Annotated in this window: 13 protein-coding genes; 9 read left to right on the top strand and 4 right to left on the bottom strand. The window is 38.2% G+C overall.

The features are described from left to right. Position 1: 1 nt before the first annotated feature. The 4 genes from M0P91_RS11190 to M0P91_RS11205 all read right to left on the bottom strand — a co-directional run bounded on the left by M0P91_RS11190 (position 2) and on the right by M0P91_RS11205 (position 4512). Positions 2-1870 (bottom strand): tetratricopeptide repeat protein, encoded by a 1869-nt coding sequence (locus M0P91_RS11190; RefSeq protein WP_295067298.1) that lies wholly within the window; start codon positions 1868-1870, stop codon positions 2-4. A gap of 4 nt (positions 1871-1874) precedes the next feature. Continuing rightward, entirely contained in the window at positions 1875-3149 is a 1275-nt protein-coding gene (locus M0P91_RS11195; protein ID WP_295067301.1) for a hypothetical protein, read from the bottom strand. A gap of 214 nt (positions 3150-3363) precedes the next feature. Next, positions 3364-3759 (bottom strand): hypothetical protein, encoded by a 396-nt coding sequence (locus M0P91_RS11200; protein WP_295067304.1) that lies wholly within the window; start codon positions 3757-3759, stop codon positions 3364-3366. Positions 3760-3828: 69 nt separating this feature from the next. Continuing rightward, entirely contained in the window at positions 3829-4512 is a 684-nt protein-coding gene (locus tag M0P91_RS11205; protein ID WP_295067306.1) for a transposase, read from the bottom strand. A gap of 134 nt (positions 4513-4646) precedes the next feature. On the opposite strand from M0P91_RS11205, the gene M0P91_RS11210 reads away from it, so the two are divergent. The 9 genes from M0P91_RS11210 (at position 4647) to M0P91_RS11250 (ending at position 12323) form a co-directional block, all read left to right on the top strand. Continuing rightward, a complete protein-coding gene (locus M0P91_RS11210) occupies positions 4647-5282 on the top strand; it encodes a hypothetical protein (RefSeq protein ID WP_295067309.1) in 636 nt (211 codons plus the stop codon). Positions 5283-5486: 204 nt separating this feature from the next. Continuing rightward, a complete protein-coding gene (hypB, locus tag M0P91_RS11215; protein WP_295067311.1) occupies positions 5487-6308 on the top strand; it encodes a hydrogenase nickel incorporation protein HypB in 822 nt (273 codons plus the stop codon). A 2-nt stretch (positions 6309-6310) separates the two neighbouring features. Beyond that, positions 6311-6601, top strand: a complete 291-nt coding sequence (locus M0P91_RS11220; protein WP_295067314.1) for a HypC/HybG/HupF family hydrogenase formation chaperone — start codon at positions 6311-6313, stop codon at positions 6599-6601. 1 nt (position 6602) lies between these two features. After that, on the top strand, positions 6603-7742 hold the full coding sequence (hypD, locus tag M0P91_RS11225; RefSeq protein ID WP_295067456.1) for a hydrogenase formation protein HypD: 1140 nt from the start codon (positions 6603-6605) through the stop codon (positions 7740-7742). 100 nt (positions 7743-7842) lie between these two features. Continuing rightward, positions 7843-8004, top strand: coding sequence for a DUF4258 domain-containing protein (locus tag M0P91_RS11230; protein ID WP_295067317.1), 162 nt, complete (start codon positions 7843-7845; stop codon positions 8002-8004). A 115-nt stretch (positions 8005-8119) separates the two neighbouring features. Continuing rightward, positions 8120-8353: a type II toxin-antitoxin system MqsA family antitoxin gene (locus M0P91_RS11235; RefSeq protein ID WP_295067320.1), complete on the top strand. Its 234-nt coding sequence runs from the start codon at positions 8120-8122 to the stop codon at positions 8351-8353. Positions 8354-8386: 33 nt separating this feature from the next. Beyond that, the gene (locus M0P91_RS11240) at positions 8387-9373 is read left to right on the top strand and encodes a Fic family protein (RefSeq protein ID WP_295067323.1); all 987 of its coding nucleotides are present in this window, start codon (positions 8387-8389) and stop codon (positions 9371-9373) included. Between the two features lie 12 nt (positions 9374-9385). Next, on the top strand, positions 9386-11326 hold the full coding sequence (locus M0P91_RS11245; RefSeq protein WP_295067326.1) for an AAA family ATPase: 1941 nt from the start codon (positions 9386-9388) through the stop codon (positions 11324-11326). Next, positions 11313-12323 (top strand): hypothetical protein, encoded by a 1011-nt coding sequence (locus M0P91_RS11250; RefSeq protein WP_295067329.1) that lies wholly within the window; start codon positions 11313-11315, stop codon positions 12321-12323. Before M0P91_RS11245 ends, M0P91_RS11250 begins: the two co-directional genes overlap by 14 nt. Positions 12324-12419 lie beyond the last annotated feature (96 nt).

Here is a 12419-nt window from a genome sequence, read left to right on the forward strand (position 1 = left end):
TTTAAAGTGCTTCTATCTCTTTACGTATCTCTTCCACTTTTTTCTCTAACTTCATCGCTTCAAAGAGATGTCGGCTAAGGAGATAGTGCGTTTTGGCTTCTTTGGGATTATGTTGCAGTTTATGGATTTTGGCTATGTCTTTTAAGGTTTCGGCTTCTAAATAGATGTATTTATTTTCCTTGGATATTTTCAGAGCTTCATGACAATATTTAAGAGCATTTTCATAATCGCCAGCTTTTAGATAGGTGTCTCCGATATTGCCCAATATATTGGCAATGCCGTTTTTTTCGTCGATCTCTTTTTTAATTTTTAAAGCATCGTTTTGGTATCTTAGAGCGATTTTAAACTCTTGCATCTCCCTATAGATATTGCCGATACTTCCTAACGAAGCTGAAATACCGCTTTTATCGCCAGTCCCTTTATAAGTCTTTAAAGCATCATTTTGATATTTTAAAGCGGTTTCAAATTCTTGTAATCCTTGATAAACATTTCCAAAACTTCCTAATATCGAAGCAATCCCAAGTTTATTGCCGATCTCCTTTTCAATTTTTAAAGAGTCATTTAGGTATTCCATTGCAGCTTTAAATTCTTCTAATTCAAGATATAGCTTGCCAATATTTCCTAATACTGTAGCAATTCCATGCTTATCACCGATTTCTTGGTGAATTTTCAAAGCATCATTTATGTACTGCAGAGCAGTTTGAAATTCTCCTAAATTTTGATAGATAGCTCCAATATTTCCTAATGCTATAGCAATTCCATTTTTATCCCCGAACTCTTTTTCTATCTTTAACGCGTCATTTTGGTGTTGTAGAGCCATTTCAAACTCACCTAATCCCATATGAATATTACCGATACTTCCTAACGAAGCTGAAATACCGCTTTTATCACCAATCTCTTTATGTATTGTTAGCGCATCATTCTGGTATTGTAAAGCAGTTTTATATTCGCCTAACTTGAAGTATATATTTCCAATATTTCCTAATGAAATTGCGATGCTGTTTTTGTCATCAATCTCTTTATAAATCTTTAAAGAGTCATTGAAGGACTTCAATGCAACTTTTAGCATCCCAAGACCGGAGTAAGCATTCCCACTATTAGAGAGTGAATTAGCCTCTCCATATTTATCTTTCATTTTTTTGTGTAAGTCCAATGCTTCGCGTTGAAATTTTAAAGCTTTCTGATAATTCCCAAGATTATTATAGGTCATCCCTATGTTGCCTAAAGTGTATGCTTTTTTACCCTTATGATTATTGGTGTAGCTTAATGAGAGGTTGAAGTATTCCAAAGCGAGATTGAAATTACCTATATTGTGGGCTTCCAAAGCAATATTTGTTGTTAAATCATAAAGAATATTATTGTGTTTGAGATCGGAGAGTAGATACTTTTCGTAGTCAGCTATGGCTTTTTGTAGTTTTTCGTCTTTTACTTCAGGGATATATGAAAAAGAGTGGTCATTAAACGAGTACGAAAATTTTACCGTAGAGAACAAGTCTCCGGCTTCACACTTGAGGTATTCCAGCAGTTCGTTTGAGAGAATGACCACTATCTTTATATTTTTGAGATAGATGAAATCTCTTTGAAACTGTAATCCGGCGACAACAGCCTTTGGATTGTTATGACCATAGATATTGGCAAGAAAAAAATCATTTTTATTATAGCACTCGTTGTTGGCTAATTCTCGTAAAATTTCATTTTCAAAAGTAAAAAATTTGAGAGCAAAATTAGTTATAAGGTGCTCTTGAAACTCATCGGCTAATCTTTGCGTATCGACGCCGACCAACAATATCCCATTGGCATTTGAAACCCTTTTGATATCGGATTCAAGTCTTTTTAGGGCAACTCTGTCTTGGGGGAGGAGTGATTGCATCGCTTTAGTTTAAATTCTCTGCGATGATAGGGTTGATGTCATAATAAACGGTTCCGTTAAAATAGGCAAATACCAAACCGTCTTTGATCGTCTTTGCCAACGATGAGTAATCTTCTTCATTTTCGATCTTATGTGTCTCTTTTATCTTCTTTAAAAAGTCTGAATTGATCTGTGTCCGAGAGGCGTAGTGACCTTTTAAGATTTCCATGGCACTTTTAATTTCATCGACATCTACTTTATCGGTTTCGAATATATCGATCGCTTCCGTTGATGCTCTTTGTATGATCTCTAACAGCTGTCGGATATTCCCACCGCTCATTTGGACGGCCAAATCGATCGCTTCGGGTGTCATAAGTGCACTGTTCTCGATTCTTTTCTCAATAAGCACTTTTAATTTATCAATATTTTTAATTTTTCCGTCTTTGATTTCCATCGTAAAATCGATAGGTTTTATATCATTAATATCAATAACCTCTTTTAAATACAACGGCATAGTAATGATTTTAAAACATTTTACATCACGTAAAAGAGCTATGTCTTCGGTAAAAATTTTATTGATATTATCAATATTCGATAATCTTTCTAATCCATCCAGTATCAGTAAAATCTCTTTTGGAGAGTTAGACAATCTTTTGTACGCATCAATCAGAGAGTTGATGGTGTTGAGTAAATCTTTGGTTTTAAATCGGTATCTTTTTTTGGCTTCTTCACGGATGTGTTTGTCTGTTTTGTAGATAGCACTCAGTTTGGACTCTGCACTGAAGTATGAAAAAAAGTTTGCTTTTGTAGAGAGGCTGCCTTCTACACTCCCTTGTTTTAACGTAGAGCTTGCTTCGGAAGATGTTTTTTCCAGCTCCCCTGAGCTTAATTCTTGAAGTTCTTGGAGTTTTTTTTCAAATTTATCTCGCAACTCTTTCGTCTTGGCACCGTCTAGTTTATTGTTGTCTATCAGGTCAAATCCGATAACCAGTAAAATGTCTACGATATCCACTTCAGAGATATCAAAGACCTCCATAGCCTGAATATGACGAATTTCATAGCTCTCTTCAAAAGCTTGATTTTTATTTTTTAGGTTATTTAAAATGGTACTTTTTCCATTACCGCGCTGTCCGGCAATGAAAAAAATGTTTTGATGCATTTTATTTCTTTTTACATCACTTATAAATCTTGTCAATTTGGCATCATAAATGTTTTCAAAAAAATCATATTCATTTTCATTTAATGGTCTGTTGAATTCAAAACTGTTATACATATCTTCTAAAGTTTGTGCTTTTTTCATCTTATAAAGTTTTCCTAAACACATGTATTTTGAATCTAAATAATAGCATTAAACGAGTTAAATAATAAGAAACTGACCTTACGCACCTTTTTCAAAAGGGGCGAAATAGGTTAGTAATCTCCCGCATCGGAAAGATGCGGGTAGCTTCAGGGGGTTGTAGGGACATCTGTCCCTGCCACTTTCTGGGCTTTGCCCAGAAAGTGCATAACATCAGCTAAAAGCTAAAGCCTGTTGTAAATTGTGTAGGATCACGGTAACCTACATTATGAGAACCCCCTTCGCTTATTCCCGTTTTTCCTTGGATGGGGAAGGGAGAATCTTTTTTAGTATTGGTAGTCGTCACAAAGCTATTCCACTCTTTAATAGTGTTGTTGATAGCATCGGTACTGCGCTGAATATTCTCTTTATGTTGGGCGATGAAGGTATCGATACAGGTTTTGTAGCGTTGACTCTCTGCATTAAATTGCTCTACTTGATTATTGTTGGTAAATTTTACGGGTTTGATCGGTCGTATGCAACCGGGGGAGGTTTCCAATGGATCGGCATTAAGAGCGGTGAGTGTCGCTATCGCATAGATAAGGATCATCTTTTTCGCCATTTTAGTGTTCACATTCTCCCCTTTTCAGGCTCTAAAATTTGATTATAGGAGCTATTTTATCTAAAAAACTGACCTGACGCATCAACTCTTTAAACCCAGCCACAGTTTTTCGAGAATCTCCCGCTGCCGCTGCTGGGGATGGTTGAATTTGAATTCGGCCTCTTTGAGATAGTAGGGGAAAAACTCGTCGCTCACCCCTTTGTAGCGGAGGATAAAGTGTTCGAAAAACTCCCAGAAACGGGTGATCCGGTTTTCGCGGTGCTGAAGTTTGGCAATGCGATTGAGACGGATGTATTTGTTGAACTCTTTGTAATAGCTCTCTTCGAGTCCGTCGGCCAGAAACTGCTCTTTGTGGCGCTGAAGCGAGGGCATTAGGAGGGTATAGATGAGACCTCCGTAATCAAACGTCAAAAAGTTATGGGCGTCGAAAATCGATTTCGGGTCGTGCCGTTTGTTCGCTTCGAGATAGAAATACTCCTCGTATTCGCTCACCTCGCACTTCCGGGAGAGGTAGCACTCCTCCTGATAGGCGGCGATGAGCCATCGAAACCGGTCAAACCGTTTTTTGACGGTGAGATAGTTGATACGGAGCATTCGGGAGACGCGGAGGGCTGAGAGATCGTCACAAAATGCATGGATGATCTGTAGATCGTTGAGATATTTTTTCGGACTGTACTTTTTTTTGCAGCTGCTGCATTTGACCATTCCGTCGTTCAGCCGGTAGAGAGGCTGGGAACAGTAGATACAGTGCTCAAGCGCTTTCATGAGAGCTATTGTAGCGGATGGGGAGAGAGATGGGTTCTGAAACTGTATAAGAACCTGCCTATTTTATAATCTTTTTACCCATTTGTCCTATAATCATCCCTACTGAATGATTATTCATCATAAATGGGGGGATCATGGAACTCGGGTTGATCGTTATTTTCTGGTACGGTATCCTGCATGCCTTCGGGCCCGATCATCTGAGCGCAATCGCCGATTTCTCCATCGGCAGAGAGACCAAAAAAACCTTTCTGAGCGTAGGAGCGTTTGCGATCGGGCATGGGATTATGCTGTTCGTCTTTGCAAAGATCATGATGCATACGGCCATCCCCCCCGAGATCTTGGGATACGGCGATATCATCGCCTCAAGCGTGATCGTCTCGGTCGGCGTCTATCTGCTGAGCATGGTCTTTCGAAACAAGATCCATATGAAATCTCATACCCATGAGGGGAAAAAACACGTCCATATCTGGTTCGGGGATGAACACAAACACGAATATTCCGGCAGTTCGGCGTTCGGTGTGGGGGTGTTGATGGGGATCGGAGGAGTGCGCGGCATGCTGGTAACGTTAGGGGTGCTTCAGGGACAGGTCGTCGATTTTTCGATGGTTTTTGCCTTTGTATTGGGGGTGATGGTTGTCTTTTTTTCCTTCGGTTTGGTTATTTTTTGGATTAATAAAGATATATTAACGACGATCAAAAACGTACGGCGCGTATTTACGGCGGTGGGGGTCATCTCTATCCTCGTCGGCGGAAATATGTTGTTGGCGTAACCTGAAATTTTTTTCTGCGACGTTTAAAATGATAACGGACCTTACGCACCTTGCTTTAGCAAGTGCGAAAAGGGGAATTATTCTCCCGCATCCGGAAGATGCGGGTAGCTTTAGGGGGTTGTAGGGACTCTAGTCCCTGCCACTTTACGGGCTATGCCCGTAAAGTGCGTAACATCAGATGATAATAACAAGGAGATTTTATTAATGTGTAAAGATTGCGGCTGTTCGATCACCGATCATCACTCCCATACCCATGTCGACGAATTCGGCAACGAATATACGCATACCCACGACGATCACCACCATGATGATAAACACTCTCACACCCATCAGGCGGCACACGAGACGCTTCACCAAAATCCTCAGCTGAATGACCCGAAAACGATCTCCGTCATTACGAAAATTTTGGATAAAAACGATCGGGAAGCGGTCCACAACCGTGAGCATTTTAACGAGCACGGAGTACTGGCGATTAATTTGATGAGCTCACCGGGAAGCGGTAAAACGGCACTTTTAGAAGCGATGGCAGAGATTTCACCCTTTAAATTCGGAGTGATCGAGGGGGATTTGGAGACGTCGCGCGATGCCGATCGTCTTATCGCCAAAGGGATTCCTGCGGTGCAAATTCAGACGGGGAGTGCGTGTCATTTGGACGCGTTTATGGTACACAAAGGGCTCCACGATTTGCCCTTAGCTCCACTGGATGTCTGCTTTATCGAAAACGTCGGGAACCTCGTCTGCCCTGCGAGCTACGATGTGGGATCGCATCTCAACATCGTCCTTGTCTCGATCCCTGAGGGGGAGGACAAAATTGCCAAATATCCGGTGATGTTCCGCACTGCCGATCTGATCCTGATCACGAAAACCGATCTGTTACCGTATTTCAAATACGATATCGAGCGTGAAAAAGCCGAAGCGCGAAAGATCAAACCCAATGTCGATATTTTGGAAGTCAACATCAATGATGAAGCTTCGGTAAAACGGGTGATTGAGTGGATCGAATTTAAGCGAAAGATGAGAAACTGATTATGTGTTTATCGATCCCCTCTAAAGTGGTCAAAATCGATCCCGAAACCAATACCGCAACCGTCGATACGATGGGGGTTCAGCGCACTGCAGGACTTGATTTGATGGAAGAGGGGACAGTCGCTATCGGCGATTACGTACTCCTACATATCGGATTTATCATGAACAAAATCGATGAAGAAGATGCCCTCGAATCGCTCAGAGTCTATCGGGAAATATTGGACGTTATGGATGAACAAGAGCGACTAGCCGCGATAGCAGAGAGTGACAATTGTCCGAACGGCGGAGCCTGAGATGGGGCTGGAACTCAAAAATCTCTATGATGACTTTCGAGATGCCGATACGATAAAAGCCTACGCGAAGATTATCGCCGCAGATGCTCAAAAACTCCCGCATCCGATCAATATCATGGAGGTATGCGGCGGACATACCCACACCATCATGAAATACGGCATCCTTCAACTGCTCCCCTCCACCATCCATTTCGTCCACGGTCCGGGATGCCCCGTGTGCATCATGCCCAAAGAGCGGATTGACCATGCCTATGTGTTGAGTATGCAAGAGAACGTTATTTTGGTGACGCTGGGCGATATGATCAAAGTTCCGGGAAGCAACGGAAGTTTGCAAGATGCACGGAGTAAGGGGGCGGATGTCCGTTTCGTCTACTCACCGCTCGATTGTCTCAAAATCGCCCAAGAGAACCCCGATAAAACGGTCATCTTCTTTGCCATCGGATTTGAGACGACGACCCCGATGACCGCGGCACTTTTAGACACGGTGATCCGCCAAGATGTCAAAAACATCCTCCTGCACGTCAACCACGTCACGGTGCCCGAACCGATGCGCGCTCTGATCAGCGACGAGGCGTGTATCATCGATGCGTTTTTAGGACCTTCCCACGTCAGCGTTATCAGCGGAAGCAAAATCTACGAAGAGTTTCCGCGCGATTGGGGCAAACCCGTCGTCGTCAGCGGATTCGAGCCGGTGGACGTGATGCAGTCGATCAGCATGATCGTCAAACAATTTATCGAAAATCGATGCGAACTCGAGGTGGAGTACAAACGTGCCGTAACGCGTGAGGGGAATCTCAAAGCCCAAGCATTGAATGATACATACTTCCACAAAGTGGACTTTCGCTGGCGCGGATTGGGTGATATTCCCCAAAGCGGGATGGGTCTGCGGAGCGAGTATGATCGCTACAACGCCGAAAAGATGTATGATGCCGTGTTGCCCAAAGAGGAGATTGACGATCACAAACTCTGCATCTGCGGCGACATCTTAAAAGGGAAAGCCTCCCCTCCGCAGTGTAGTATCTTCGGCACCGCGTGTAAACCGAGCAGTCCTGTGGGAAGCTGTATGGTGAGTTCTGAGGGGGCGTGTTCGGCGTATTATAAGTATGGGAATTTGCAAGTAGAGATTCGAGATAATCTATAAAATTCTATAGTATGCTGGTATAAAATATACCAGTATATGGGGTAAATATGAAAATATTGGAATTTGGTATAATAGTGGACAATACGATGAAAGAGAAATAATGTGTAATATTACTCAATTTATTTGGCGTAAACATGCAGCTCAGCGGATGATGGAGCGTTCTATTGGACGCGAGGAGATTATCCATTGTGCTCAATATGGTGAGATCATCGAATCGTATCCGAACGATTATCCTTTTCCCAGTTTTTGGTATATGAATTAGTGAGTGAGCCGTTACACATCGTGATGGCATTAGAGGGTGAAACGTGTTATATCATCACGGCGTATCATCCGAACAACGAAGAATTTGAAAACGATTTTAAAACAAGGAAAAAACGATGAATAACTGCCCATTATGTAAAGGACACATTGTCGATGGTATGAGTACTTTTACCGTCGATTTAGGATTTGGCGTAGTCGTTGTACGTGATGTACCTGCGCAGGTGTGTTCGCAGTGCGGCGAGGAGTGGCTGAGCGATGATACGACGGCGAAACTCGAAAAGATCGTAGAATCCGCACGAGAGAAACAGGTAACCGTAGAAGTGGCGCGGTGGAGTGAAACGGCGGCATAAGGCTTTGCTTTTGTACAAATATGGGAATTTGGTATGAGTTATCAACCGCCGTTTACGATCACCTCTAAAATGCTCTCTTTAGTAAGTGATATTGTTGAAATCATAACGGATATTAAGCACATAGAAACCAATTTAAAAACGCCGAAACTTCGTAAAAAAAATCGTGTAAAAAGTATTACGGGAACCTTGCAGATAGAGGGCAATACGTTTAGCGAAGAGAAAGTGACGAATGTTATAAACGGCATAACCGTTTTAGGGACGATGAGAGAGATCGCCGAGGTACAAGGGGCGATAAAAGCGTATGAGCATTTTGATAATTACGTCTATAAAAAAGAAAAAGATCTCCTCTTGTCACATAAACTGATGATGGAAAAACTTGTATCCAGTGCGGGAAGTTATAGACATACTAACGTAGGTGTTGGCGATCAAAATGGTGTGACCCATGTTGCTCCGCCTGCTTTAGCTGTACCTGAACTCATGGGAAATCTATTTGAATGGTTACAAAACACCAAAGATCATCCTCTCATTGTTAGCTGTGTCTTTCACTATGAGTTTGAGTTTATCCATCCGTTCGAAGATGGTAACGGCAGGGTGGGACGACTTTGGCAGAGTGTTATATTGAACCAGTACAAAAAGATTTTCGGATTTATCCCCATAGAGAGTGTCGTTCGAGAACATCAAGCATCGTATTATAAGGCTTTGGAAGCTTCGGGAAGTGCGGGAGAGAGTACACCGTTTATAGAATTTATGTTGGAGATTATACTCAAAACATTGAAAAATGCTTCGAATGAAAGTGTCCCTAAAAATGTCCCTAGAAATGTCCCTAAAAATCGTTTGAATGAGATTCTAAAACTGATCGAAAAAAACAAAGAGATCACGTCGATACAGATAGCCGAGCGATTAAAAGTAAGCGATAAAACCATCAAAAGAGATATGGCAACACTCAAAGAGCAAGGGCGACTTCAAAGGGTCGGTAGTTTGAAAAGTGGGCATTGGGAAGTGTTGGATGATGAACAATAGAGGGAAGATTGAATGGAATTAGTCTATTTATGGGTTGAAAAATACAAAAATATAAAACATCAGGGATTTAATTTTAGCGGGCGGTATCGATGTGATTATGACCCTGAGAAAAATGAATTAACGATTGATGAAAACAAAGAGTATGTTCATATATTTCCAAAAAATATCAATGTTACCGCGATTGTTGGGGAAAATGGGAGTGGTAAGAGTAGTATTCTTGAGCAATTGATGCTTTTATTTTATAGTGCTTCGCAAAAAGATGCCGAAGATACAAGTAAATCTTGGGTATTGATTTATGACAATGAAACAAAGTGTATTGCTATTGAATATTTCAGTACAGAAAATATAGGATTTGATAAGATCAATACCAATGATAATGGTATAAAAGAAAATTGTGTTGGATGTGAGTATAAAAAATATTATTTTTATAACTCTAAATTTAAAAAAAGAGACTGCTACAATATTTTTTATAATCCCTCGATTGAGTTAGTAAGTTCTTTCTTTCTTGATTATATTAGTGATGGTTTAAAAGATCAATATGGTGCAATTTATGATTTGGATTTTAAACCAGACACATTAAATATTTATGCTTTTCCATCTAAGAAAAAGGGTTTGATTGACATTAAAAAGTTAGAAAACAATGCTGTTCTGACAATGTATAAGTCGATAGAAGTTTCGAAAATTAAAAACTTTGATTTTAAACTAAATCAACTTCTCAATAATACAAAGCTCAATTTTGTTCCTCAAAAAGTGGATTTTATTTTTAATTTAGATGATACTGAGTACTTAATTAAACATGATAATCAAAAAATAAAAGAGATTTTGTTTAGTAATTACAATGATTTAAGCTTAAAAAGTTTATATGCTTATTTTATTACCTCAATAATGTCTATTGCAAATGAAAGTTTTGATACTAAAGAATTTGAGGACTATTTTTTTCAAGATGGTTCCATCAAAGACTATTTAAGAAAAAATTACATTGAACAAAAGAAACAAATTCCCAAAAATGATGTCGTTCCTCCTGTTTATAAGCTTACTAAATATTTGTTAGAGAACATTGAAGAGTTTATGACATTAACTTCAAATATTAAACTTGCAGACTCTCTAAAAGAAAACGCAAATAGACTTAACGTAGATGTAGTTGAAATTGCAAAGCTTATCGATGCCGTAAAAATATTAAACGATGATAACATATTAAATCGTAGGTTGAATGATACAAAAACTATACTCAAAGTATTACCAGTTATACCATCCTGTATAAGAGTTAATGCATACAATAAAGATAATATTTGTTTTAATGATTTGAGCTATGGTGAGAAAAATTTCATTAGTTTAGTATATTCACTTATATACTATGCCCATTTTTTCAGTCATAATGAAAATACAATTAATATTTTTCTTGATGAGATTGAAACAGGACTAAATCCCAAATGGCAAAAAAAACTTATAAACACTTTTATACCGTTTTTTTCAAAATTGAATGTTCCACTTAATATAATAATCTCTTCACATTCTCCTTTTATCCTCTCAGACTTACCAAAAGAAAACGTGATATTTCTCAAAAATGGAAAACAAGATTCTCCTTTCAAAGACCCAGAACAAACATTCGGTGCAAATATTCACATGCTCCTTTCTCATGGTTTTTTTATGGATAAAGGGTTGATGGGGGAGTTTGCGAGAGGGAAGATAACAGCAATAAAAGATTTTTATGAGAAAGTACAAGTAGGTAAAAATAATATAGAAGAACTTGAGCAAGAATTTAAAGAAAATATTGATGACTTTGAAAATATCCAAAAAATCATAGGTGAACCATTTTTAAAGACTATTATGGGCAATTATTTAGACGAGTTACATCTGATTTTTTCTGATGAAAAAACTTTAATTGATAAAGAGTTAATTGAACTTGAAAAAAGAAAACAATCCTTGAAAAGTTTGAAAAATGCTAAAAATTAATTATTCTAAGAGCTTTGACAACAATATTTATTATACGAGTATTGCAAATAAAAAATTTGATATAAAAGTATGTAAAAAAGTAAACTCTAAATGTATTAAAAAAGATGGGAAAATAGAATATGTGATTAGAGATGAGCTAAAAGACATATCTCTTGATAAGAATAAAAAAACGATTAGTACTCTAGAGTTATTTGATATTTATAAGTCTCTAAAAATAGGTAATTTTGAAAGTTTATTTATGAGTATATCTTTGGAAGATTTGATTATTGGTGATTTTGAAAAGATACAACAAATTAAAAAACAAATAAAGTCAAATGGTGGAATAAAAGAAAATAAATATATAAAGTTCTTATTTAATTATACAGATTTACAACCAGATGTAATAAGCCTTTTTTTTGAAAATCATCTCGATATTTCAACATGTTATTATTGTAATATTGATTTTGTAAATACTTACAATACAAAGAGTAAGAAGAAAAATAAATTTACATTAGATCATTATTATGATAAATCAACTTATCCCTACCTAGCCCTTTCTCTCTATAATTTTGTACCTAGTTGTTATACATGTAATTCCAAATTAAAAGGAATTATTGAATTTACTAATTTGGCACCTAGTTCAGAAAAATACGATTTTGAGCAAAAAGTAAAATTTAAACTCTTTTTAGATGGAATGTGTCAAAACTTACAAATAAAATCCAAAAAAGATATAGAAATACCTCTCAAAGAAAATTATTCTAATGATTTTAAAGATTACATCGAAAAACTTTATTTAGATGAGCGGTATAGAGTTCACAAGGATATAGTTTTTGAAATGATTCAAAATGCCGAACTTTATCCAGAAAGTCGTTTAAAAGAATTGCAAAATCTAACGGGTATACCGTTCCAGCAAATCAAAAAAGATATTTTCAATCTTATAGATGAAAATGATGATTTATCAAAAAAACCGTTTTCCAAACTCATCAAAGACATCTCCGAAGAATTGGGACTTGTTTAAAAGGTTATAAATATGGAAAACAACAGAGTATTTCCAATTACGAACGCACTGTATTCGCAATTGAGTTGGACGCATATAAACTAAATGAGGATAGCC

This window comes from Sulfuricurvum sp., assembly GCF_023229695.1.
In the GTDB taxonomy this organism is placed as follows: domain Bacteria; phylum Campylobacterota; class Campylobacteria; order Campylobacterales; family Sulfurimonadaceae; genus Sulfuricurvum.

Coding starts and splice junctions, on each gene's coding strand:
- M0P91_RS11230 (WP_295067317.1), top strand. CDS start 7,843: ATGTGTAATATTACTCAATTTATTTGGCGTAAACATGCAGCTCAGCGG.
- M0P91_RS11240 (WP_295067323.1), top strand. CDS start 8,387: ATGAGTTATCAACCGCCGTTTACGATCACCTCTAAAATGCTCTCTTTA.
- M0P91_RS11250 (WP_295067329.1), top strand. CDS start 11,313: ATGCTAAAAATTAATTATTCTAAGAGCTTTGACAACAATATTTATTAT.
- M0P91_RS11210 (WP_295067309.1), top strand. CDS start 4,647: ATGGAACTCGGGTTGATCGTTATTTTCTGGTACGGTATCCTGCATGCC.
- hypB (WP_295067311.1), top strand. CDS start 5,487: ATGTGTAAAGATTGCGGCTGTTCGATCACCGATCATCACTCCCATACC.
- M0P91_RS11195 (WP_295067301.1), bottom strand. CDS start 3,149: ATGAAAAAAGCACAAACTTTAGAAGATATGTATAACAGTTTTGAATTC.
- M0P91_RS11235 (WP_295067320.1), top strand. CDS start 8,120: ATGAATAACTGCCCATTATGTAAAGGACACATTGTCGATGGTATGAGT.
- M0P91_RS11220 (WP_295067314.1), top strand. CDS start 6,311: ATGTGTTTATCGATCCCCTCTAAAGTGGTCAAAATCGATCCCGAAACC.
- M0P91_RS11205 (WP_295067306.1), bottom strand. CDS start 4,512: ATGAAAGCGCTTGAGCACTGTATCTACTGTTCCCAGCCTCTCTACCGG.
- hypD (WP_295067456.1), top strand. CDS start 6,603: ATGGGGCTGGAACTCAAAAATCTCTATGATGACTTTCGAGATGCCGAT.
- M0P91_RS11245 (WP_295067326.1), top strand. CDS start 9,386: ATGGAATTAGTCTATTTATGGGTTGAAAAATACAAAAATATAAAACAT.
- M0P91_RS11190 (WP_295067298.1), bottom strand. CDS start 1,870: ATGCAATCACTCCTCCCCCAAGACAGAGTTGCCCTAAAAAGACTTGAA.